Origin of the sequence: Methylohalomonas lacus (genome assembly GCF_024808875.1) — a bacterium.
Lineage (GTDB): Bacteria > Pseudomonadota > Gammaproteobacteria > Methylohalomonadales > Methylohalomonadaceae > Methylohalomonas > Methylohalomonas lacus.
The window spans coordinates 104149-127546 of the sequence record NZ_JANUCT010000007.1; the positions used below are offsets into that span (position 1 = coordinate 104149).

The following is a 23398-nucleotide window of genomic DNA, read 5'->3' on the forward strand; positions in this document are numbered from 1 at the left end:
AGCGTTAACCTGAAAGCCGGGGCCACAGCCCCGGCTTTTTTATGCGCTTACCGATCAGGATTCATACCATTGCGCTGCCGACCGGCATGCAATCGTGACAGGCAGGCGCCATAAAAGACGAACACGTAGCCGAACAGCTCCAGGCCTTCCTGAATCACGCTGCGGAAATGGGCTGTATAGCTGCTGCCCAGCGCCTCTTTCCAAACCAGATTGCCGCTACCGAACACGCGACTGAATACCAGAGTAATCAACAGACCGATGGCGAGAAACACGTAGGCGCGCGTTCCCATGAAGTGGGCCATTGGAAGCGGGATCGTGGCCCGATTGATGGCAGCATAAAGAATCGAGCCTATGGCCATGAGCATGGCCGGATAGAACCAGAACCCATGGACAACCTGATCAAAGACGTAATCCAGTTCGCGAATGAACATGCAGGAGAGCAGGCCGGCCACCAGTACCATGAAACCGCGGGCATGCGGCTCCCTGACAACGGCGACCCAGAACAACACGGCCGAGATGAACAGTAAAAATTCCTGGGTCACCTCGACAAAAGAAAGCTCGGTAATGGTCCTGTCACCGATCGTCAGATCCAGATAGACGGTGATGACCGGCAGCATCATCAACAGGCTCAGTACAATAACCTCGAGCAGTGAATGCAGCAGGCTGCGCTTGATGTCTTGCATAGTGGTACTTTGTTGTTTTGTCTTGTTTTGAAACGGATCAGTCATCAACGTTCACCACCCGCGGCGGCCGTGCAGGATTAACGCAACGAATAGCTGGCCTGTATGTCCTGGTGCTGCAGCACACCCAGGATACGATAGCTGCCTGCGCCGGCCGGGCGGCGTACATAAACGGCATCGACCTTGTACTCGTCCAGCAAGCGGCGAGCTTCGTAGAGCGTCGCCCGCGAGTCGACCGCCACGACTTCCTGGCGCTGGCCCGGCACTTCGCGCAACTGGATAGTCTCCGGAAGTGACTCGCTTTCCAGGTAAGCTGCCAGATTGGAGCCCGGCATCAGCAGGTCCTTGTCGCCGGATTGTCGAATAACAATCCACTGCGGCTCCTGCGACAATAGCTGGCGTGCGTATTTTGCCGTAATTTCCGCATCACAGCTAACGACCCGGCGATTCATGACGGCGGTAACACCGATGCGACGCAAACCGAGGGACACCGGGTCCGAACGGTAAACCATACCCGAGTCCTGCAGCATCTGCAGGAAGACCGAACGCTGGCCGAACAGCGATTTCGCCGCCATGTTGGCGCTGACGACGGCCAGCATCGCCGGCATGATCAGAGCCGGACTGGCGGTCATTTCCAGCAATGCCAGCAACGCCGCGAGCGGCGCCTGCAGTGCCGCGCTCATCATCGCGCCCATGCCGAGCACGGTGTACAGCACCGGGTCGGCGGTTACCGCCGGTAGCTGGCTGACAAACTGCGCGAACAGGCCGCCGGCCATGCAGCCCATGACGATGGTCGGACCGATGAGACCGCCCGGTATACGGCCGGACACGCAGATGGCACTGGCGACAAACTTCGCCAACAATATAAGCGCCATCAGTGTCATGCCAAGCTGGCCGCTGACCGCCAGGTTCACCGAATCGTAACCGGTACCCAGCACCTCGGGTATGAAAATACCAAGACCGCCGACGGCGAGACCCGCCAACGGCATGACCAGTAGCAGTGACCAGTTCAGTGAAATCCGGCGCAGGTGCCGGATCAGGCCGACAAAAGCCGCCGAAGCCGCACCAATGGCCACACCCATGACGGTGATGTAGAACAGGTCCGATAATGACGCCGAACCCACCGTCGGCACGATAAAGGCCGTCTCCTCACCGAACACGGCACGGCTCATGGCCGTCGCCACCACCGCCGCGAGGATCACCGGCGTGAAGCCGGCGATCGTGTATTCCATAACAATGACTTCCATGGCAAAGATGACACCGGCCAGCGGCGTATTGAAGGAAGCGGCGATTGCCGCGGCCGAACCGCAGGCCACGAGTGTGCGGATGCTGTTGTTGGGCAGGGATAGATAGCGCCCGGTCAGGCTGGAAACGCCGGCACCTAGGTGAACGCTCGGCCCCTCGCGCCCTACCGACTGCCCCGAGGCCAGGGCGACGATACCGCCGAAGAACTGCACCAGCAGATTGCGCAGTGGCAGATGGCCTTCGTGATACTGCAGGCGTTCAAGGACGTGGACAATACCGACCGAACGCGAGGCCACACTAATCAGCCAGAAACCGACACCGAGAACAACTGCACCGAACAGCGGCAACAGAAAACGCATCGGTGTCGACAGTCCTTCAAAAGTGTCAGCCGCATCCAGCGACAACAGTCCCAGTTGCAGTGTTTCTATGCCCAGACGGAAACTGATGATAAGACCCCCGGACAGGAGTCCGACGACTAGCCCCAAGAATGCCAGGGTGATTTCAGCCTGACGGGTCGCCAGAAAGTGACGGCGACGCTCGAGGGTGGTCCTGAGTTTTTCCCGGAATCGGTTCATGGTACTCGCCTATTCACCGCACTTGATTGCGTCAGGCAATCCGTGTCGGTTGCCGGGCTTAACCCCGCCTCAGCGTGGCGGCTGCTTTTCCGCGCTGCCCTCGCCACGAGGATCGCTCGCCGCGAAGATCAGGTTGGTCGGCCGGTGCCAGAGTATCGCCTGCATGTTGCCGTACTGACGGCCGACGCTTTCCAGGGTATGGCCACGTTCACGCAGTGCATTCATTAACCGGTCGGACAGGGCATCCGGTTCGTGCTGAACAACATCGGGCAGGTATTGATGATGATAGCGTGGCAGGGTCACCCAGTCGCCCGGCAGATCACCGTCGGCAAATGCAAGCGTGCCCAGCAGGACCATGCTGATAATACGGCTGCCGCCGGGCGTGCCCAGGATAGCAACCTTGTCATCCGTTTCCAGGAACGTCGGCGTCATGCTCGATAGCGGCCGCTTGCCCGGCTCAATCGCATTGGCTTCGCCACCGACCAGACCATAGGCATTCGGCTCCTGCGGCTGCAGGGCAAAGTCATCCAGCTCATTATTCAGCAACACACCGGTATCACCGGCCATCATCGCATTGCCGAACGGCAGGTTGATGCTCAGCGTGGCACTGACCCGGTTACCGTCCGCGTCGATAACGGAAAAATGCGTCGTGTCCGCACCGAGCCCCTGGTGATCGCTAAACGGCGGCATACTCTTGCTGTCCGTCGCCTTGTCTTCATCGATGTCGACGGCCAGGCCTGCCGCATAGTCCTTGTTCAGCAGACGCTCGACCGGCACATCGACGTAATCGCTGTCGCCGAGATAAGCGGCGCGATCGCGGTAGGCTCGCCGCATCGCCTCGATAATGACGTGCTTGCGCGTCGCTTCATCCATGCGCGGCAGGTCAAAGTTCTCGAGTATATTCAGCGCCTGACCCAGGACAATGCCGCCGGACGACGGCAGTGCTGCGGAAATGACGCGCATGTCATGGTAGCTCGTGACGATCGGTTCGCGCTCGACAACGCGATAGCTCGACAGATCCCGCAGTGTCCAGTCCCCGCCGGCGGCGTTGACACCATCGACGATGCGTTCGGCCAGCTCACCCTCATAAAATGTTTTGCTGCCCTGCCCGGCCAGCGCGCTCAGGGTGTCAGCCAGTTGCGGCTGTATGATCACGTGGCCCGTTTCCGGAACGTCATTATCCTGCAGGAAAATTGCGGCCGTCGCCGGGTTGCGGCGCATCACATCCAGCCGGAAGCCGGCCAGCTTGCGATAACGCTCGCTGACGGCAAAGCCCTCGCGAGCGTGTTTTATGGCCGGCGCCAGGGTCTCGGCCAGCGGCAGCTGGCCATACTCGCGGGCGAGGTGTTCCAGCGCCTTCGGAATACCGGGAATGCCGGCGGCCTTGGCGCTGTTGATGCTGATGTCGCGATCCAGGTCACCCGCGCTGTTCAGGTAATGCGCCTGTCTGGCACTCGCCGGGGCGATTTCGCGTGCATCGAGCATGATGTCGCGATCCTGATCGGCCTGATGCAGCAGATAGAAGCCACCGCCACCGATACCGGAACTGTACGGCTCGACCACCGCCAGCGTGGCACTGACCGCCACGGCGGCGTCGAACGCGTTACCACCCTGTTCCAGGGCCGCCAGCCCCGCTTCGGTGGCCAGTGGATGGGCACTGGCAATCGCCGCCTCGCCCGGCTTCTGCGCCAGCGCGACAGCAGGCAACAGGCAAAGAACAAAAACGAATATTTTCAGGTGACGGCTCAGCATTCGGACTCCGGAAACGGGTGATTAATCAATTAACCGCAAATACACGCCAATTAACGCAAATAAAAATAAAAGTTTGTATGGGCATGGCTATACAGCACAGGTTTTAGCGCAGTGCCCTGGCCTGGCGACCCTCTCGATCCGATTTACAAATATCCGGTTATGAGTCGATCGATGAAACCAGGATGGCGAATGCAGCTTCTATATGATTCTTCATTTGCGTTAATTGGCGTGTATTTGCGGTTAGACATAGTCACTGGTCCGTTCGGACAATGCGTTCGGCCAGTGCCTTCTGCACATCGGCGGTGACGAAATCGGAGACATCACCGCCGAGGCGCACGATCTCGCGCACCAGACTCGAAGAGATGCAGTTGTACTGCTCGGCCGGCGTCAGAAACACGGTTTCGGCATCGGCAAACAGCTTTCGATTCATGCCCGCCATCTGGAACTCGTAGTCAAAATCGGACATCGCCCGCAGACCGCGGATCAGCACCCGTGCGCCCTGGCGTTTGGCCAGGTCGGTAACCAGTGAATCAAATCCCATGACTTCGACATTGGCGGTCTCGCGCAGGGCACTGCGGGCCATGGTGAGTCGTTCCTCGTGTGAGAAAGCCGGTGTCTTGTTGCCGGCCCCGGCAACCGCCAGGATCACTTTATCGAACAACGATGCCGCGCGCCGGGCGATATCGGTATGCCCATGCGTGATTGGATCGAAGGTACCGGCATAGATCGCCGTTATGTTCATGGCTGAATCCCTGTTGCTGATGCTGCGTTATGCGTCCGGTGTGGCCTGTTTTAACAGACAGGCCTCGACCTGGCCGGCCCGCGTTTGCCGATGCAGCAACCAGCCATCGGCCAGCGGCGCGCCGCGTGACTGCTCGACATAGACCAGACCATCGGACCGCAGAATAGCCCGATCGGCTATGACAGATAAAGCCGCGTCAAGCAAATCACCGGCAAACGGTGGATCAAGAAAGATGATGTCGAACCGGGCCGGCGTCTGCTGCAACCAGCTGATGGCGTCGGCGGTTTGAATCTCGATATTGTCGGCCGCAAAGGCCAGCGCCTGCTCCTGCAGCAGTCGCGCCTGGGGCGGGTCGCGTTCGATCAGCGTGACCTGACGGGCACCGCGGGATGCGGCCTCGAAACCCAGCGCGCCGCTGCCGGCGAAAGCATCCAGGCAGTCGCTGCCGGGCAGGGTCATCTGCAGCCAGTTGAACAAGGTTTCGCGCACCCGGTCCGGGGTCGGCCGCAGACCGGTCAACGCCGGGACCGACAGGCGCCGGCCACGCCAGTCACCACCGATAATCCGGATCCGGCCGGTTGCCTGCTGTGCGCGTTGTCGGGATCGGGCCAAGAGGGTTACCGGTTTTATTCAGGAACGCTCATTCTAACGCATACGGCCGCTCAGGGGGGCAGACGCTGCCACAGACAGCAACGCCTGCCGTACGTCAGTCGTCGGCGTTATCGTCCGGTTGCCGCCCGACCATGATGGTATCGAACTCGGCGACATCCAGGCGCCGCTGGAATGCATCGACAATATCTTCCCGCGTAACCGCTTCAACCCGGTCGTTGAATTTGTCGAGATAGTCGAGCGGCAGATCGTAGAAACCGATCACGGCCAGGTAGGAGACGATGCTGCTGTTGCTGTCGATGCGCAACGGGAAGCCGCCGGTGATGTTCTGCTTCGACGCTTCCAGTTCGTCGGCGGTCGGGCCGTTCTCGATATAGTCGCGGATCTCGTTGCGCAGCACCTCCAGGGCGGCATCGGCCTGGGCGGTGCTGGTTTGCAGGCCGGCGACGAACGGTCCGGATTTCGCCAGCGGATAAAAGTAACTGTAGACGCTGTACGAGAGCCCACGCTCTTCGCGGATGGAGTTGAACAGCCGGGTAACCATGCCGCCCCCGCCAAGCACATGATTACCGACATACAGCGGGAAGTAATCCGGATCCTTGCGCTCGACCACGGGCGTGCCGATCAATATATGCGTCTGGCTGGATGGAAACTCGATGCGCTCCTCGCTGGATGTGGCCGCCGGCACATCCGCCAGCGCCGGCAATGATTCGCCAGCCGGTAACCGTGCCACCAGACGGTTCGCCAGATCCTCGACCTCGTCGCGCGTCAGTGCACCGACGACGGCGATCGTCGCGTTGCTGGCGGTGTAGTGTTTCTCGTGGAAAGCCCTGAGATCAGCGGGCGTCAGCGCCTTGATGCTGTCCTCGGTACCGGAGGTCGGATGGGCATACGGATGATCGCCGTAGAGCGCTGCGTAGAACGCGTCGCTGGCCACTGAACCGGGTTTCTGCTTCTTCGCTTGCAGACCGACCAGGCTGCGCTGTTGTTCGCGTTCGAAATCCGATTGCGGGAAGTCCGGCTCGCTCAGGACCTTGATCAGCATGTCGACCGCCGCCGTGCGGGCCTCTTCCTCGGCCAGTGTACGCAACTTTACGCTCGCCATATCGCGATCCAGGCTGGTGCCATACTCGGCACCGACCGACTCGAACGCCTGGCTGATCGCGTTGGCACTCATGCCGTCGGCGCCGTCGGCGAGCATGCCCAGCGCCATGCCGGCGACGCCGGCATGGTCGCCGTCACGCGCGCTGCCGGCATCAAAGACGACGTGGATATCGACAATCGGTATTTCATCGGCGGCGACAAAATAAACATCGACGCCATGCTCAGTCTGCCAGTGCTGGATATCCGGTGTCGCCTTGAGCACCGGCGCGGTAACCAGCAGGACCAGGGTCAATAGGTAATGCTTAGTGGACATGGTCATCTTCCTCGCTGGTGGGGGCCGGTAGCGCCGGCATCAGGCTTTCGCTGGCGAGCGGTTCCAGCTCGGCGATCGTCAGACGGTCGTCGGTGAGGTATTTTTTTGCCACCTCCTGCACTTGCTCCGGCGTTACCGCCTGCACCTTGCCCACGTATTCATCGATCATGCGCCAGTCGAGACCGACCGTTTCAAGCAGGCCGATCAGATAACCCTGATAGAACACCGAGTCACGCTGGTAGACATCGGATGCGACAACCTGGGTCTTGATACGCTCAAGCTCGGCGGCCTCCACCGGTTTGTCCTTGAGCTTTGCCACCTGCTCGCGCAACGCCTGTTCGAGTTCATCAACGTCATGGCCCTGCGCCGGCGTACCGGACAGGGTCAGCAGGCTGGTCGGCAACCGCGCGGTCATGTTGTAGCTGGCGCCGGCGCTGGCCGCGACGCGCGACTCGCGTACCAGGTCGCGGCTGAAGCGGGCGCTATCGCCGCCGTCGAGAATGCCGACCAGCACCTCGAGGGCATAGGGTTCCCACTCCGCCACGCCGGCGGCAGTGTCATCCAGCAAAGTGGTCTTCAGTACCGGGACCTTGTAGGACATCATCAGGTAGGGCAGCTGCGCCGGCCGCTGGACCTTGACGCGTTTCATGCCGCGCTGCTCGACTTCCGGTCGCGGCGCCGGTGGCGTGACTTCGGCGCGCGGGATATCGGCAAAGTGCTTCTGCGCCAGTTCGTGCACCGCGTCCGGCTCGACGTCACCGACCACCACCAGGCGGGCGTTGTTCGGTGCATACCAGCGGTCATACCAGTCGCGCAGGTCGTCAACCGTCAGGTTATGCAGATCGTGCATCCAGCCGACGATCGGCTGACCGTAGGGACTGGTCTGGTAGGCCGTCGCCATGGCCGTCTCATAGGTGAAGCTTTGCGGGTTGTCCTCGGTGCGCATGCGCCGCTCTTCCTTGATCACCTCGATCTCTTTTTCGAAGTCGGCTTCCTTGAGCAGCAGGTTACGCATGCGATCGGCCTCGAGCTCGAAGCTGATCGGCAACCGCGATGCCTCCAGTTTCTGGTAATAGGCGGTGTAGTCGGCGCCAGTGAAGGCGTTTTCCTCGCCGCCGTTGGCCGAAATGATTTCCGAGAACTCGCCATCCGGGTACTTGTCGGTACCCTGGAACATCATGTGTTCCAGGGCGTGGGCGATACCGGTCTTGCCCGGCAGTTCATAGCTGCCGCCGACACCGTACCAGACCATAGAATTAACAACCGGTGCGCGTTCGTCCTGCTGGACAAACAGCTGCAGGCCGTTGTCGAGTTCGTATTCCTGTACCTTGGTGGCCTGTGCCGGCGCGACTGCCAGCAGCAGGGCCGCCGTCAGGCCACCGGTGAGTAATTTGCGTGGCAAGGGGAAACTCCTTGGATAGCTCATTGATTCGGTCGTTATTAGCGAGTGCCCACGTTAGAGCCGGTGACGGCGGTCAAGTTCGACCGGCCAGAAGCGGTATCACGACTGGCACTCATTGACGGGAATAATGATACGATAATGCTTTATTCCAATCCTGTCGTCACCCAGTGTTCAGTAAAGGTTCCAAACAGAGCAATGATGCCCCGCCGGCCGCGGCGGAGAAATCCGGCGGCCTGCTGAAAAGTCTCAAACGCGGCCTGAGCAAGACCCGCGATCTGCTGCTTACCGATGTCGGCGACCTGGTGCCGCGCGGCGGCAAGATCGACGAGGCCGCGCTCGAGGAGCTGGAGAACCGCCTGCTGCAGGCGGACGTCGGCATCGATGCGACCAGCGCCATTCTCGACAACCTGCGCGAGCGCGCGCGCAAGGCCGGCGACGGCGATCCTGGCGACCTGTTGCGCGCCGCCATGCTGGACATACTGGCGCCGGTAGCACAACCGCTGGATGTCAGCACTGCAAACAAGCCATTCGTCATCATGGCCGTCGGCGTCAACGGTGTCGGCAAGACCACCACGCTGGGCAAGCTGGGCGCGCACCTGCGCGACAGCCATCACAAGGTGCTGCTCGCCGCCGGCGACACGTTCCGCGCGGCTGCCATCGAACAACTGCAGGAATGGGGCGAACGCACCGGCCTGCCCGTGATCGCGCAAAGCCACGGCAGCGACGCCGCCTCGGTCGTGTTTGACGCCATTCACTCGGGACGGGCACGCGGCAGCGACGTGGTGCTGGCCGACACCGCCGGTCGTCTGCATACCAAGGACTACCTGATGACCGAGCTCAAGAAGGTGCGCCGCGTGATCGACAAGATCGAGCCGCGGCCGGACTACGAGGTTTTGCTCGTCATCGACGCCAGCACCGGTCAGAATGCGCTGGTGCAGGCGAAGGAGTTTCACCAGGCAATCGGCCTGACCGGTATTGTGCTGACCAAGCTCGATGGTACCGCCCGCGGCGGCATTGTTTTTGCCCTGGCACAAAACCTGGGTCTGCCGATCCGTTATATTGGTGTCGGTGAACGGATCGAGGACCTGCGGCCGTTCGATGCTGAAAGTTTTGTCGATGCCTTACTGGCCCAATAGCGCAAACACGGACTGACAGACTCTCGATCATGATTCGCTTCAGCAACGTCTCGAAGCAGTATCCCGGCGGCATCGAGGCGCTCAGGCAAATCAATCTACATATCGAGGAAGGCGCCATGGCCTTCGTCACCGGCCGTTCCGGCGCCGGCAAGAGCTCACTGCTGCGGCTCATCGCCCTGATCGAACGGCACACCCGCGGCCAGATCATCATCAACAACCAGAACCTGGAGCGCGTGCGCGGCCGGCGCGTGCCACTGTTCCGGCGCAACATCGGCTTCATGTTCCAGGATCACCGGCTGCTGCACGATCGCACCGTATTCGACAACGTCTCGCTGCCGCTGGTCATCGCCGGCGCGCGCCACCAGGACATCGTCAAGCGCACCCATGCCGCGCTCGACAAGGTCGGCCTGCTGCACAAGGAAAAAGCCTATCCGGTCGCGTTATCCGGCGGTGAGCAGCAGCGCGTCGGCATTGCCCGTGCGGTGGTGCACCGACCGGCACTGCTGCTGGCCGACGAACCGACCGGCAACCTCGATCCGGCGCTGTCCTGGGAAATCATGCAGCTGTTCGAACAGTTCAACCAGGTGGGCGTCACCATTCTGCTGGCCAGCCACGATCTCGACATGATCAAGCGCATGCGCAAGCGCATCATCACCCTGCGCATGGGCCGCATACTCGACCAGGGTCGCGACGATGAAAAATAGGTTCATCGGCAAGGGCAAGAGCGAGCGGCGCGAAAAGCCCCGCAGCCGCCGTGGCGGTGCCTCGCGCCGACGCTACTTCGGCGAGCGTATCAAGGACGGCGGCAAGGTCTGGCTGCTGCAGCACATGCAGGCGGCGGTGTTCAGCTTCGGCCAGCTGGCCCGCAACCCGTTCGGCAGCATCATGACCATCGCCGTGATCGGTATCGCGCTGGCCCTGCCGGCCGGTTTCTACCTGATCCTCGACAATACCCAGCGCGTCGCCAGCGGTTTCGACACCACCCTGCAGATCGCCACCTACCTGAAGCTCGACACCAGCGCCGAACGCGCCGCACATCTGGCCGCGGAGCTGCGCGCCGATGAGGCAATCGGTGCGGTCGAGTACATCAGTCGCGACGAGGCGCTGAGCGAATTCCGCGAACGTTCCGGCTTCAGCGACGCCATCGACGCGCTGCGCGACAATCCGTTGCCGGCGCTGCTGCTGGTGCAGCCGGCCGGCAACGCACGCGACACGGCGGCCTACAACAACCTGCTCAAGCGTCTGCGTGGCATGCCGGAAGTCGACCAGGCGGACTTTGACCACCAGTGGTTGCAACGGCTGCAGGCGATCATCGAGACCGTGCAGCGTGCGGTACTGGTGCTGTCGGTCGTGCTCGGCATGGCGGTACTGCTGATTGTCGGCAATACGATTCGACTGGGCATTTTCAACCGCCGCGCCGAAATCGAGATCACCAAGCTGTTCGGTGCCACCGATGCCTTCATCCAAAGGCCGTTTCTCTATACCGGCTTCTGGTACGGGCTGCTCGGCGCCATTTTCGCCTGGCTGCTAATCACCGCCGCCGTACTCTTCCTGCGTGGCCCGGTGCAGGACCTGGCGAGCCTTTACGCCAGCGACTACCGCCTGCGGGCGGCGTCGTTACTGCAGCTGCTGGCACTGTTCGGCTGCGGCGTCGGCCTCGGCCTGGCCGGCTCCTGGATCGCCGTGCAACGTCATATCAAGGCCATCGAACCAGCCTGAGACCGCGCCCGAGACGGGCGCCGGTGCCCGAACTCATGCCGTGTTTAGCACTCTAAGCCAAGGACTGCTAAAATAGAGACATGATGTTTGAGGAAAACACGATGAATACCAAGCTCGCCAATCTGCAGCTGGCCCTGCCAAGCGGATCGCTGGAGGCCTACGTCCAGGCCGTCAACCAGATCCCGGTGCTTGGCGCCGAGGAAGAGCACGAGCTGGCCGAGCGCTACCAGCGCGACAACGACCTGGACGCCGCCCGCCAGCTGGTGCTGTCGCACCTGCGCTTTGTCGTCCGCGTGGCCCGTGGCTACCGCGGCTACGGCCTGCAGGAAGCCGACCTGATCCAGGAAGGCAATATCGGCCTGATGAAGGCGGTCAAGCGCTTTGACCCCAGCGTCGGCGTGCGCCTGGTGTCGTTCGCGGTACACTGGATCCGCGCCGAAATGCACGAGTTTATTCTGCGCAACTGGCGCATCGTCAAGGTGGCGACCACCAAGGCGCAGCGCAAGCTGTTTTTCAACCTGCGTTCGGCGAAAAAGCGGCTCGGCTGGATGAATCATGACGAGGTCGAGGCAGTCGCCAGGGACCTCGGCGTGACGAGCAAGGACGTACTGGAAATGGAATCGCGCCTGAGCGCCCACGATGCGGCCTTCGATGGCGGTGCCGACAACGACGACGATGAGCACGCGTCACCGGCGCCGATGAACTACCTCGAATACCAGGGCGATGGCCCGGAAGCGGAGCTGGAAAACACGGAATTCGAGTCGCAGCAACTGTCGCGGCTGACAACGTCGCTGTCGCAGCTTGACGAGCGCGCCCGCGACATCATCAAGCGCCGCTGGCTGGCTGACGACAAGGCGACGCTGCACACGCTCGCCGCCGAATACAATGTCTCCGCCGAACGCATCCGCCAGCTTGAGCAGCAGGCGATGAAGAAACTGCGCACCGGCCTGGCGGCCTGACGCCCGCAGCCGCGCAGCAAGACACTGAAAGAACGGCCTGCTGGCCGTTTTTTTTAGCGCTTTTTCCCGCCATCGCCGGCGTTCGGCGTCGACGGCTTGTCGGCCATGCCGGATAGCAACTTCAGCAACGCCGCCTGGGCTGAAGTGCTCAGGCGATCGAACAGCGCCAGCAATTCACGTTGCTGCGCCGTAAGCCGCTGGCCGGAGCGTTCATCAGAGCCCGTCATGAAGATATTCTGAACTTCACTGTCGTCGTGCCCGCCACTGTGGCCGGTGGCCAGCCATTCGTAGCTGATGTCCAGCAACCTGGCAATTTCGGCCAGCCGCTCACCGCGCGGTGAGGTGCCGCCACCCGAAAGCTCCCACTGGCTGCAGGCACTCCGCGTCACGCCCAGCAGGTTGGCTAACCTGACCTGGGAAATGCCGGCAGCCAGCCGGGCTTTCTTTATCCGAACCCCGATATCCATATATACACGTAGTGTATAACCGGGGACTTGTGCTCGAGAATGTTAGACTTTCTGTACAAATCTGTACAGCAAATCTAATCACCAGACACGGGCGGCCTGGCTCCTCGCACAGTGCCCCGTGTGTATTGTTACAACTGCTCCACTTATAAGTGTGGTAGAAAATTCGGCAAATGCGAACCCGATTCACGGGCTGCCATGTTGCACTGCGTCAAGGACGCCGGCTGGATACGCAGAGGGCGGGGTAGCAGTCCTATCCGGCCAGTCCCAGCATCGAGATGGCGGTAGGCACATGGTGGTCGACCAGCAGCACAGCGAACAGTGCCATCAGGTACCAGACCGAGAACTTGAAGGTCTTCATGGCCAGCCGGTCGCTGTGATCGAACTGCATGCGAATGGCGTAGTAGAGGAAACCGCCGTTGAGCAGCAGCGCGCCGATCAGGTAGAGCAGGCCGCTCATATAGATGAGATAGGGGAACAGGCAGACGATGAACAGTACGATCGTGTACAGCAGGATCTGCAGGCGCGTGAATTCGACGCCATGGGTGACCGGCAACATGGGTATATCGGCACTGGCATACTCATCGCGCCGGTAGATGGCCAGCGCCCAGAAGTGCGGCGGCGTCCAGGCGAAGATGATCAGGAACAGGAGCAGCGCGTGCGGCTCCAGCGCACCGGTCACCGCGGTCCAACCCAGCACCGGCGGTGCGGCGCCGGCGGCGCCGCCGATGACAATATTCAGCGGCGTTGCCCGTTTCAGGTACAGGGAATAGATGAAGCCGTAGCCGATCAGCGAAAACAGCGTCAGTAACGCGGTGAGCACGTTGACGTATTCGGCCAGCACGAACATTGCCAGGGCGCCGAGTATGAACGAGAACGCAATGGCCGACTGCGTGTTGACGTAGCCGCGCGGCAATGGCCGGCGCCTGGTGCGTGCCATGACCGAATCGATCTTGTGATCGACGACGTGATTGATTGCCGCGGCCGAGGCCGAGGCCAGGCCGATACCCAATGTCGCGAACAGCAATATGGACCACGGCACCATGCCCGGCGTGGCCAGGAACATACCGACCACGGCGGTGAACACGATCAGCGCCACGACCTTCGGCTTGCACAGCGCCAGGTAGTCTTCCCACTGGCCAAGAACACGCATTGTCAGGCTTGGTTGATCAGTATTCACGATCATCAGGATCCGTCGTTGGCTTTTTGCCGCTGGCTAGCGGTCGCCGCGTGCTGTCGTCTGGTGCAACAGGGTCACCGCCGCCAGCAATAACAGGGCCGCACCGGCATTATGCGCCACCGCCAGCGGCAAGGGCAGCATCCAGACAATGTTGGCAACGCCCAGTGCCAGCTGCAACAGCAACAGCAGCAGCAAGGCGATGGCGCTCTGCCGTAATGCTAGCGAGCCGCGAATCATAACACGTGCCGCCACCGCGCCCACCACCAGCAGAGTCACCACGGCGCCGATGCGATGACTGACATGGACCGCAGTCATTGCTTCGGGGCCAAGAACACCGTATTCGTAATCGACGCCGAGGCCGCGCCAGAAGGTGAAGCCATCAGCGAAATCCATCGGCGGCCACCACTGGCCCTGACAGGTCGGCAGGTCGGCGCAGATCAGTGCGGCATAGTTGGTACTCACCCAGCCACCCAGGGTAATCTGCGCGGCGATGACGACCAGGGCCAGCACGGCCAGCGGCGTTATCCGGCGATCGCTGTCCGCGCGGGTCGCGAGCGGCGGACCCGCCGGCGAAGGTGTGCGCAGAAAGCTCCACCAGATCAGCGCGAGCACACTCATGCCGCCCAGCAAATGCAGCGTAACGACCGCCGGTTTCAGGAGCAGCGTAACCGTCCACATACCCAGCGCGGATTGAAAAATGACCAGGCCGACCAGCAGCAGCGGCACCTTGCAGGGTTGCCCCGGCAGTGCCCGGTAGCGCCAGCCAAGCACGGCCATCGCGAGTATCAGCAGGCCGAGACTGCCGGCCAGATAGCGATGTGCCATCTCCTTCCAGGCCTTGTCGTGCTCATACGGCCTGTCGTAGCCGGATTGCGCCGCGATCTCGGCATGTCGTCCGGAATCGGACATGAACAGCTCGCCATAGCAGCCGGGCCAGTCGGGGCAGCCAAGCCCGGCGTCGGACAGACGTACGTAGGCGCCGAGCACAACCACGATCAGCGCCAGGGCAGTCGCCAGCCCGGCAATGAGCTTGAATGGCCGATTATCCAACAGGCCGCGCATCAGTCGATACTCGAGTTTTTCAGCAGACGCTTCACATCGCTGATGATGCCGCCCGGTTCGACCCCCTCGCGATAGCGCAATACCAGATAGCCCTGAGGATCGATCACATAGATCGCGTCTTCACTCAGCGGCTCGTTAACCGGCGGCATGGCGAAATCGTCCGGCGTCAGTTCAGTCGTCGCCCGGCTGTCCAGCACCAGCGTACCGGCGTAGTCGTTGAGCGCCTGCCGCAATGCGCTGTCGTCCTGCAGATCGGTCATCCACACGCGTTGCAGATTGCGCGCATAACGGCTTAGTGCAAGCCGAATCTGGCGCAGGCTGTATAGCTTGAAATCGCAGTCCTCGCCACAGGCGCCGCTGTTCATGTACAACAGCGACCACTTGCCGTAGAGCGTAGCATCGGTGTCTTCCTCGACGAGCGGATTGCGCAACTCGACGTTCGGTAACTTGACCATCGGATCGTACAGGTCGCCATGCTGCATGCCGCCACTGTCGATCAGGTTGGTATAGTTGAAGATGATCCACGAGCCCAGCAGCGGGGCGCTGAACAGCAGCACCAGCACGATGAAGATCAGCCGCGGATTGCCGCGCTTCGCCGCGGCCGTGTTATCTGTTTCAGTCATTGTCGGTTGGTCGTTTTTTCAGGTTAACAATCAAATAAATCAATAACAGGGTTGCGGCCAGCGCAAACCACTGGAAAGCATAGCCCAGATGGCGTTCACGGCCGAAGCCGCCGAGCGCGGCGGCCTGATCATCCTCGGCGTGTGCCGCGTCATGCAGACGTACGACATACGGCAATAATTCCAGGTCGCTGTGCCGGGCCAGTTCGGCGGGCTTGATGCGTTGCACGCGAAACAGCTGCGTTGCCAGCGGCTCGATACGATGCTCCGCCAGCATAATGCCGGTTGCCGGCGCCGGCACGACGCGACCGGACAGTTCCACGCGCCCGCCCGGTGTATCGAACTGTGGCACCTGCGAGCGATCGGCGCCCAGCGGCAGCCAGTCACGCTCGACCAGCACCGCGCCGTCGGCGGCCGCCAACTGCAACGGGCTGTACAGCCGATAACCGGGGTCGCCCTGGAACACCTGGTTGTCGAGCAGGTAGTGCGGCTCGCTAAAGTGTCCGGTCAGCGTGACTTCACGCCAGCGCAGGTCGTCAGCATCCTGATGCCCGATCGCTTCGGCGAGCGCCACAGCAGGCTGATCGTAACGCGCGCTGAATTCCGCCTGCATGGCCGCTTTCTGGTCCGCGCGGTCAAGCTGCCAGAAGCCGAGCGCCAGCAGGATCGGCAGCATCACCAGGGTGGCCAGGCTTGGCCACAGGCCCGGCCGGAATTGGTAGCGCTTTAACTGCATGTCCTAGACAGGGATTTCCGGAAGTCGTGTGTGGTCGAAACCGTGCAACGTTATAATGCCTGACACATTGACCAAGACGGACACAAAACCATGCTACCCACCGCCGTATCCAACACCATCATCATTCTGTTCCTGATCGCAATTTTCGGTTCCCTGACCAGCGGCCTTTATTACCTGATTCGCGATCGCGGCCAGTCACAGCGTACGGTCAAGGCCCTGAGCTGGCGCATCGGCCTGTCGCTGCTACTGTTCTTCCTGCTGATTATCGGTTTTGCTGCCGGCGTGATTCAGCCGCATGGCCTGTCCCAGCAAACACCGGCGACGCAAACAGAAAAGGCGCCGTCCTGAAACAGCGCCTTTCCTGCTGGCGAATTGGCTCCGACTGTCAGAGCCAGTAGACGAATATAAACAGGAACAGCCAGACCACGTCGACGAAGTGCCAGTACCAGGCCACCGCCTCGAAGGCAAAATGGTTTTCCGGCGTAAAATGGCCCCTGATGGCGCGCAGCATGATGATGAAGATCATCAGCGCGCCCATGCTGACATGAAAACCGTGGAAGCCGGTCAGCAGGAAGAAGGTGGCCCCATAGATACCAGAGTTCAGTGTCAGGCCCAGATCCTGATAGGCGTGAATGTACTCCTCACCCTGCAGGAAAATAAACAGCACACCCAGCGCCACCGTCGCGGCCAGCCACCAGACCAGCGGGCTGCGCTTGTTCTTGACCAGGGCCCAGTGCGCAAACGTAATGGTCGCGCCCGAAGTCAGCAGGATGAGCGTATTGATCGCCGGCAGGCCCCAGGCGCCGATGATGCCACTCGGTGCACTGTAGAAGGAGCCTTCCGGGAAACTCAGCATCGGCCAGGTATAAGCAAACTCGGGCCACAGAAATTCATTGGTCGCAAAACCCTTGCCCTCGCCACCCAGCCACGGCCCGGCATACATGCGGGCATAGAACAGCGCGCCGAAGAACGCAGCAAAGAACATGACCTCGGAAAAGATAAACCAGCCCATGCTCCAGCGAAAACTGACATCGACCTGATGATTGTACTTGCCGGTTTCGCTTTCACGAATGACCTCGCCAAACCAGCCGAACATGAAATACAGGACCAGGGCCACAGCCAGACCCAACACATAGGGATAGGCAGCGTAATCATTCAGCCACATCGCGGTACCGCCGAACAGGCAAAACAGGGCGATCGATGAAACGATCGGCCAGTGGCTCGATTGCGGTACGTAATAAGCGCCGTGAGAATCAGACATACAAATACCCCACTCTTTAATATCTGGTTATAGTTATTGCTTGAGGCAACACGTCAGCTCCTGCTGCCCGCCTCGGCATGTTCATCATCTGTCTTCTTTGCAGCCTTGTCGCCGCGGGAATCAGACGTTTCAAAAAACGTGTACGACAGGGTTACGCCCTTGATCTTGCGGGGCAGTTCCGTATCGATCACGAAGCGCATTGGCATTTCCAGCTTTTCACCCGGCTCCAGCGTCTGCTCGGTATAACAAAAGCACTCGGTCTTGCTGAGATAGATCGACGCTTCAGCCGGCGAAACGTTGTAGATGGCACGACCGACAATGGTTTCGTCCGAAGTGTTCTCGACCACGAAATGCGCTTCGTTCAGGGCGCCCGGGTGGATGCGCGTGGTACCGGTCAGTGACTTGAACGCCCATGGCAGATCGCCATTTGTTGAAGTCAGGTACTCCATCTTGATCTGACGGCTACGATCAACGCCGGCCGGATCGATCTGATCGGCTGTGGTCTGCTGAACGCCGCGACCACCGAGTCCGGTCAAGTCACAGAACACGTCATACAAAGGCACCAGCGCATAACCGAAACCAAACATGGCCACCGGTATAAGCGCCAGTTTCAGCGCCATCTTTTTGCCCTGGTTTGCACTCATATCAGTGTCCTGTAAACGAAGTAGCCCACATAGACCAGCACAGCCACAAGGCCCAGTATCAGCGCTGTGAGCTTGATCCGCCGGGCCTGTGCCTTGCGATCCGTATTTTCGGACTGCGTATCAGACATTATTACAGCTCGCCGTTTCCGATCAGCTATGGGCGACGGAGTCCGTCACCTTCGGCGGTGTCGTGAAAGTATGTGCCGGCGGCGGTGACGGCAGCGTCCACTCGAGACCATGCGCGCCTTCCCAGACCTGATTGGTCGCCTTGGCGCCGCCGCGGATGCACTGGATGACCACGACAACGAACAGCAACTGGCTCAGACCGAAGACGAACCCTCCGATACTGGAAACCATGTTCCATTCGGTGAACTGAACGGCATAGTCCGGAATACGGCGCGGCATGCCGGCTAGGCCGAGAAAGTGCTGCGGGAAGAACAGCACGTTCACGGAGATGGTCGACAACCAGAAGTGCCACTTGCCGAGTGTCTCGTTGTACATATGGCCGGTCCACTTCGGCAGCCAGTAATAGGCGCCCGCGAACAGCGCAAAGACCGCGCCGGTAACCAGTACGTAGTGGAAATGCGCCACCACGAAGTAGGTGTCGTGATACTGGAAGTCGGCCGGCGTAATACCCAGCATCAGACCGGAGAAACCGCCGATCGAGAACAGCAACACGAAGGCGACGGCGAACAACATCGGCGTTTCGAACGTCAGTGAGCCCCGCCACATGGTAGCCAGCCAGTTGAAGATCTTCACGCCCGTAGGTACCGCAATCGACATGGTCGCGTACATAAAGAACAGCTCACCGGCCAGCGGCATGCCGACGGTGAACATGTGGTGCGCCCAGACGAAGAACGACATGAAGGCAATGGCCGCGGTCGCGTAGACCATCGACTCGTAACCGAACAGCGGCTTGCGCGAAAACGTCGGGATAACCTGCGAGACGATGCCGAATGCCGGCAGAATAAGGATGTACACCTCGGGATGACCAAAGAACCAGAAGATGTGCTGGAACATGACCGGGTCACCACCGCCAGCGGCGTCGAAGAAACTGGTACCGAAGTACTTGTCGGTCAGCAGCATGGTCACCGCACCGGCGAGCACCGGAATCGAGGCGATCAGCAGGAACGCGGTAATGATCCAGGCCCAGACGAACAGCGGCAATTTCATGAACGTCATGCCCGGGGCACGCATGTTGAACACCGTTGCGATGATATTGATCGCGCCCATGACCGAGGAGAAGCCGAGGAAGTGAACGGCAAAGATCACGAACGGGAAGGCATCACCGGTCTGCAGCATCAACGGCGGATACATTGTCCAGCCGCCGGCAGGACCGCCGCCCGGCAGGAACAGCGTCACCAGCAGCAGCGTAAAGGCGAACGGCAGAATCCAGAAGCTCCAGTTATTCAGTCGCGGCAAGGCCATGTCCGGTGCACCGATCATCATCGGGATCATCCAGTTGGCGAAGCCGACTGCCGCTGGCATGACCACACCGAAAATCATAACCAGCGCATGCATCGTGGTCATGGAGTTGAAGAACTGCGGGTCCACAAACTGCAGCCCCGGCTGGAACAGCTCCAGGCGAATCACCATAGCCATGGCGCCACCGATAAAGAACATGACCAGCGAGAACAGCAGGTACAGGGTACCGATGTCCTTGTGGTTGGTGCCGAAAAACCAGCGCTGGATAAAACCAGGATGATGCTCGTGATGATCATCGTGATGGATTGCTGCTTCGCTCATCGCTCTATCCTCGGATTCTTTGTCGCTTCTTTAATAATAATTTTAATTGGTCATGCCGGCCTAGCGCAGATCGTTGACTTCGCTCGGCTGCACCATATCACCCATTTCATTGCCCCAGGCGTTACGCTCATAGGTGACGACGGCGGCAATTTCGGCATCACTCAGCTGGTCGCCAAAAGCGGCCATGGTCGTACCGTCGACACCATGCAAGACCACATCAACATGGTCTTCCTTCGGCCCGAAGATAATGTCGCTTTCGGTCAGTGACGGGAACGCGCCCTCGACACCCTCGCCGTTGGCCTGGTGACAGGCGGCGCAGTTGGTGCCATAAACTTCCTCACCCTTGGCCATCAGCTCATCCATGCTCCATTCGCGATCAGCCTCGGCGGTTTTTTCCTGCTCGGCCTTTTTCTCGGCCAGCCATTTCTCGTACTCATCCTTTTCCTTGGCCACCAGCACGATCGGCATGAAGCCATGATCACGGCCACAGAGTTCCGCGCACTGACCGCGATAGGTGCCCGGCTCCTCGATGACGGCCCAGGATTCATTGATAAACCCGGGAATGGCGTCGCGCTTCCAGCCGAGATCCGGCACCCACCAGGCGTGAATCACGTCGTTGGCGGTGGTCAGGAAGCGGATCTTGGTATCGACCGGCACGACGACGGGATTGTCGACGTCGAGCAGATAGTTCGGCACTTCGTTGGGGTCGAGTCCGGCGCGCAACTGGCGCGCCTGATTGCTCGCACTGTCGAGCGTGCTGAAGAAGCTGACGCCCTCATCGATGTAATCGTATTCCCACTTCCACTGATAACCGGTGACCTTGATGCTCATTTCGGAATCGCCGGTGTTCTCCATCGCGATCAGCACCTTGGTTGCCGGAATCGCCATGCCGACCAGGATCAGGATCGGGATGATGGTCCAGGCGATTTCCGCCTTGGTACTGTGATGGAACTGGGAAGCCACCGCGCCCCGCGACTTGCGGTGGTAGAAAATGGACCAGAACATGATGCCGAACACCACGACACCAATGGCCACACAGATCCACATGATGATCATGTGCAGATCATAGATATCCTTACTAAGCGGCGTCACACCCTGGGTCATGTTGAGCTGTTCGTAGCCCGCCATAGCAGCGCTGCTCAACAGCAACAACGGTAAAACTGCGACCCGGGCCAGCCTATCGCTCAGTGATTTAATAGACATGCAACTATCCTCAGCACTCGTCAGTCATTATGTTTTTATGGTTTCACGGCCTCGAGCGGCGTAATCATTCTGATCAGCAGCTGTGCGAGCCCCCGACGTTCCTCTTCATTAAGAAACTGCCCGACTTCCACCTGGCGGCCGTGCGAGCGAATCAGCAAACGGCTCGGATGCCAGCTAACCGGCGGATGTTCGAGTATCACCTTCGTCCAGCTCCGCTGGAATTCGTAGCGTTCAACCGGTTTGTCCCGGCCGACTTCCACGGCCACCGATTGATCATCGACAGTAACCACCTCGCGGATACTGTTGCGCCAAGATGTTACATAAAGCGCCGCACCCAGCGCCAGCATTTCCAGCCCGCAGAACGGCAACACCAGCGTTAAGCCGATGTGAAAATAGGCGAGTCCGATGGCCAAGGACACAAACACCATCAGTAGATATAACGATACCAGTGTTTGCCAGGACATGGATCGATTCGGCTCGATGACCAGACACTGGGTGTCGGCATCAGGCCCGCTCAGCGCCGATATCACTGCTTAAACAACTCCGCGAACGAAATAGGCTCCCTACGCATATTTCGGGTGCAAGGTTAACAATATGCCCGATTCCACTCGCTTGACGCAAGTCGCAATCCGCGCTAGGCCCCTGATTTGATTCAGATCAAAACACGTATCAGTCAAATACCCGCGCCTCGGCCAGCGATTGCCAGCAGCGCGCATCGGCCGTGGCGGCGTACGGCACGCGGGCCAGCAGCGGTGCCGGAATCGCTGCCGCCAGGGTGGCAAGGGTCGCCTCCGCTTCATAGTCCGGATCCAGAGTGTTCGCGATCCAGCCGCGTAAAGCCAGGCCGTCGGCACGAATCGCCTCGGCGGTCAGCAGCGCGTGATTGATGCAGCCGAGCCGCAGGCCGACCACCAGAACGACCGGCAGGTCCAGCGCCCGGACCAGGTCGGCAGTCTGCAACGTGACCGACAGCGGCACGCGCCAGCCGCCGACGCCCTCGACAACGACCCGGTCGCTGGCCGCGGCGAGCTCGGCGTAGGCGGCCGTCAACGGCTCCAGTGCCACCGTTACACCGGCCTGCTCGGCGGCGACATGCGGCGCTATCGGCGGTGCAAACGCGTACGGATTGATCGTGGCATACGGCCAGTCGCGGCTGGCCGCCGCCTGTAACGCCAGGGCGTCCTCGTTGCGCAGCTCGCCCTGGATAAGCTCGCTGCCGCTCGCCACCGGCTTCATGCCGGCAACATTCAGCCCGCGCGTGCGCCAGGCGTCGAGCAGGCCGACGCTGACCCAGGTCTTGCCGATACCGGTATCGGTACCGGTGACAAACACGCCGGCCGCGCTCATCGTTCGGCCCGCTTTTTCAGGCTTGTCAGCGGCACGTGAACGTCGCCATCGGCGGTGCGCTGTTGCGGCGGCTGCGCCGGTACCCAGGCATGACCGTAGACCACCTCGAAGCTCGCCGGAATGCGACCGTCGCTCTGCCGCCAGGCGGCGTTATAGGCGTCGACCATCGCCCGCAGGCGCTGCACACCGGTCAGACTGCGCCGCCGATCGCTGAGACCGTTCTGGGCACCGAGCTGCTTAAGCTCGCGCATCAGCGCGTGCACGTCGCTGTAGGTCAGGTGAAATGTATCCGCCTCCATGACCGGATCGCTGAAACCGACCTGCACCAGTGCATCACCGACATTGTGCATGTCGACGAACGGATTCACGTGCGGGCTGTCGTCCACCGCCGCCCAGCTGGCGCGCAGCTCCTTGAGCGTATCCGGACCGAAGCTGGCGAACTGGATCAGCCCGTCCGCGCGCAGGCTGCGGCGCAGCTGGGCGAATACGCCCGGCAGGTCGGCGACCCACTGCAGCATGAGACTGGAAAAGACGAAGTCGATGCTGGCCGGCGCGATCGGCAATTGCGCGACGTCGGCCTGAACAAAGCGCTGGCGCGAGAACCAGCGCGGTGCCCGGCGGCGCGCATGGCGCAGCATGCCATGGGCGATATCGAGCTGGATCACCTGCGCGCGCCGGTAGCGCCGTGCCAAGCCGGCGGCGGCGGCACCGCTGCCGGAGCCGAGATCGAGAATGCGTTCGGGCTTGAGACGGATCACGTCGAGCCGCTCGAACAGCCGCTCGAGTACGGCGCGCTGCAATACGGCCACCTTGTCGTAGGTGCCGGCGGCGCGATCAAAGTCGCGCGTTACCGCGCGCGAATCCAGCCAGTTGTTATCGTCGTTTCGGGAAGTCACTTT

25 protein-coding genes are annotated in these 23398 nt (G+C 60.8%); 5 read left to right on the top strand and 20 right to left on the bottom strand.

Going from position 1 to position 23398, the window contains the following annotated elements:
* Window positions 1–47 precede the first annotated feature (47 nt).
* The 7 genes from J2T55_RS06520 to J2T55_RS06550 form a co-directional block, all read right to left on the bottom strand.
* Window positions 48–683 carry a hypothetical protein gene (locus tag J2T55_RS06520; RefSeq protein ID WP_259054961.1) on the bottom strand — a complete coding sequence of 212 codons (636 nt, stop codon included), beginning with the start codon at window positions 681–683 and terminating at the stop codon, window positions 48–50.
* Between the two features lie 77 nt (window positions 684–760).
* Entirely contained in the window at window positions 761–2500 is a 1740-nt protein-coding gene (locus J2T55_RS06525) for a chloride channel protein (RefSeq protein WP_259054962.1), read from the bottom strand.
* Window positions 2501–2569: 69 nt separating this feature from the next.
* A complete protein-coding gene (gene ggt, locus J2T55_RS06530) occupies window positions 2570–4252 on the bottom strand; it encodes a gamma-glutamyltransferase (RefSeq protein ID WP_259054964.1) in 1683 nt (560 codons plus the stop codon).
* A 250-nt stretch (window positions 4253–4502) separates the two neighbouring features.
* Window positions 4503–4994, bottom strand: a complete 492-nt coding sequence (gene coaD, locus J2T55_RS06535; RefSeq protein ID WP_259054966.1) for a pantetheine-phosphate adenylyltransferase — start codon at window positions 4992–4994, stop codon at window positions 4503–4505.
* A 27-nt stretch (window positions 4995–5021) separates the two neighbouring features.
* Window positions 5022–5606, bottom strand: a complete 585-nt coding sequence (gene rsmD / locus J2T55_RS06540) for a 16S rRNA (guanine(966)-N(2))-methyltransferase RsmD (RefSeq protein ID WP_259054967.1) — start codon at window positions 5604–5606, stop codon at window positions 5022–5024.
* 94 nt (window positions 5607–5700) lie between these two features.
* The gene (locus J2T55_RS06545; RefSeq protein WP_259054969.1) at window positions 5701–7020 is read right to left on the bottom strand and encodes a M16 family metallopeptidase; all 1320 of its coding nucleotides are present in this window, start codon (window positions 7018–7020) and stop codon (window positions 5701–5703) included.
* Window positions 7010–8422 (bottom strand): M16 family metallopeptidase, encoded by a 1413-nt coding sequence (locus J2T55_RS06550; protein ID WP_259054971.1) that lies wholly within the window; start codon window positions 8420–8422, stop codon window positions 7010–7012. Before J2T55_RS06550 ends, J2T55_RS06545 begins: the two co-directional genes overlap by 11 nt.
* A 167-nt stretch (window positions 8423–8589) precedes the next feature.
* Between J2T55_RS06550 and ftsY the strand changes: the two genes are divergently transcribed.
* The 4 genes from ftsY (at window position 8590) to rpoH (ending at window position 12236) form a co-directional block, all read left to right on the top strand.
* Window positions 8590–9558 carry a signal recognition particle-docking protein FtsY gene (gene ftsY / locus J2T55_RS06555; protein ID WP_259054974.1) on the top strand — a complete coding sequence of 323 codons (969 nt, stop codon included), beginning with the start codon at window positions 8590–8592 and terminating at the stop codon, window positions 9556–9558.
* 29 nt (window positions 9559–9587) lie between these two features.
* On the top strand, window positions 9588–10262 hold the full coding sequence (ftsE, locus tag J2T55_RS06560) for a cell division ATP-binding protein FtsE (protein WP_259054976.1): 675 nt from the start codon (window positions 9588–9590) through the stop codon (window positions 10260–10262).
* Window positions 10252–11277 carry a permease-like cell division protein FtsX gene (gene ftsX, locus J2T55_RS06565; protein WP_259054979.1) on the top strand — a complete coding sequence of 342 codons (1026 nt, stop codon included), beginning with the start codon at window positions 10252–10254 and terminating at the stop codon, window positions 11275–11277. Before ftsE ends, ftsX begins: the two co-directional genes overlap by 11 nt.
* 101 nt (window positions 11278–11378) lie before the next feature.
* Window positions 11379–12236, top strand: a complete 858-nt coding sequence (gene rpoH, locus J2T55_RS06570) for an RNA polymerase sigma factor RpoH (protein WP_259054981.1) — start codon at window positions 11379–11381, stop codon at window positions 12234–12236.
* A 53-nt stretch (window positions 12237–12289) separates the two neighbouring features.
* On the opposite strand, the gene J2T55_RS06575 is transcribed toward rpoH, so the two are convergent.
* The 5 genes from J2T55_RS06575 to J2T55_RS06595 form a co-directional block, all read right to left on the bottom strand.
* The gene (locus tag J2T55_RS06575) at window positions 12290–12703 is read right to left on the bottom strand and encodes a helix-turn-helix domain-containing protein (protein ID WP_259054982.1); all 414 of its coding nucleotides are present in this window, start codon (window positions 12701–12703) and stop codon (window positions 12290–12292) included.
* Window positions 12704–12953: 250 nt separating this feature from the next.
* Entirely contained in the window at window positions 12954–13880 is a 927-nt protein-coding gene (cyoE, locus tag J2T55_RS06580) for a heme o synthase (protein ID WP_259054983.1), read from the bottom strand.
* Between the two features lie 36 nt (window positions 13881–13916).
* A complete protein-coding gene (locus J2T55_RS06585; protein ID WP_259054984.1) occupies window positions 13917–14942 on the bottom strand; it encodes a COX15/CtaA family protein in 1026 nt (341 codons plus the stop codon).
* Entirely contained in the window at window positions 14942–15565 is a 624-nt protein-coding gene (locus tag J2T55_RS06590; protein WP_259054986.1) for an SCO family protein, read from the bottom strand. Before J2T55_RS06590 ends, J2T55_RS06585 begins: the two co-directional genes overlap by 1 nt.
* Window positions 15558–16298: an SURF1 family protein gene (locus tag J2T55_RS06595; RefSeq protein ID WP_259054987.1), complete on the bottom strand. Its 741-nt coding sequence runs from the start codon at window positions 16296–16298 to the stop codon at window positions 15558–15560. The genes J2T55_RS06590 and J2T55_RS06595 overlap by 8 nt, the downstream gene beginning before the upstream one ends.
* 90 nt (window positions 16299–16388) lie before the next feature.
* On the opposite strand from J2T55_RS06595, the gene J2T55_RS06600 reads away from it, so the two are divergent.
* Window positions 16389–16646: a twin transmembrane helix small protein gene (locus J2T55_RS06600; RefSeq protein WP_259054989.1), complete on the top strand. Its 258-nt coding sequence runs from the start codon at window positions 16389–16391 to the stop codon at window positions 16644–16646.
* A gap of 37 nt (window positions 16647–16683) precedes the next feature.
* Here the strand turns inward: J2T55_RS06600 and J2T55_RS06605 are convergent, their stop codons facing one another.
* The 8 genes from J2T55_RS06605 to bioC form a co-directional block, all read right to left on the bottom strand.
* On the bottom strand, window positions 16684–17559 hold the full coding sequence (locus J2T55_RS06605) for a cytochrome c oxidase subunit 3 (RefSeq protein WP_259054991.1): 876 nt from the start codon (window positions 17557–17559) through the stop codon (window positions 16684–16686).
* A gap of 53 nt (window positions 17560–17612) precedes the next feature.
* Complete coding sequence (locus tag J2T55_RS06610; protein WP_259054993.1) at window positions 17613–18203, bottom strand: cytochrome c oxidase assembly protein; 591 nt, start codon at window positions 18201–18203, stop codon at window positions 17613–17615.
* Complete coding sequence (locus tag J2T55_RS06615; protein ID WP_259054994.1) at window positions 18200–18331, bottom strand: hypothetical protein; 132 nt, start codon at window positions 18329–18331, stop codon at window positions 18200–18202. The genes J2T55_RS06610 and J2T55_RS06615 overlap by 4 nt, the downstream gene beginning before the upstream one ends.
* A gap of 22 nt (window positions 18332–18353) precedes the next feature.
* The gene (gene ctaD, locus J2T55_RS06620) at window positions 18354–19949 is read right to left on the bottom strand and encodes a cytochrome c oxidase subunit I (RefSeq protein WP_259054995.1); all 1596 of its coding nucleotides are present in this window, start codon (window positions 19947–19949) and stop codon (window positions 18354–18356) included.
* A 60-nt stretch (window positions 19950–20009) separates the two neighbouring features.
* Entirely contained in the window at window positions 20010–21152 is a 1143-nt protein-coding gene (coxB, locus tag J2T55_RS06625) for a cytochrome c oxidase subunit II (protein WP_259054997.1), read from the bottom strand.
* Window positions 21153–21187: 35 nt separating this feature from the next.
* Window positions 21188–21682 (bottom strand): DUF2244 domain-containing protein, encoded by a 495-nt coding sequence (locus J2T55_RS06630; RefSeq protein WP_259054999.1) that lies wholly within the window; start codon window positions 21680–21682, stop codon window positions 21188–21190.
* A 139-nt stretch (window positions 21683–21821) separates the two neighbouring features.
* On the bottom strand, window positions 21822–22499 hold the full coding sequence (gene bioD, locus J2T55_RS06635) for a dethiobiotin synthase (protein WP_259055001.1): 678 nt from the start codon (window positions 22497–22499) through the stop codon (window positions 21822–21824).
* On the bottom strand, window positions 22496–23395 hold the full coding sequence (bioC, locus tag J2T55_RS06640) for a malonyl-ACP O-methyltransferase BioC (RefSeq protein WP_259055003.1): 900 nt from the start codon (window positions 23393–23395) through the stop codon (window positions 22496–22498). Before bioC ends, bioD begins: the two co-directional genes overlap by 4 nt.
* Between the last annotated feature and the right edge of the window lie 3 nt (window positions 23396–23398).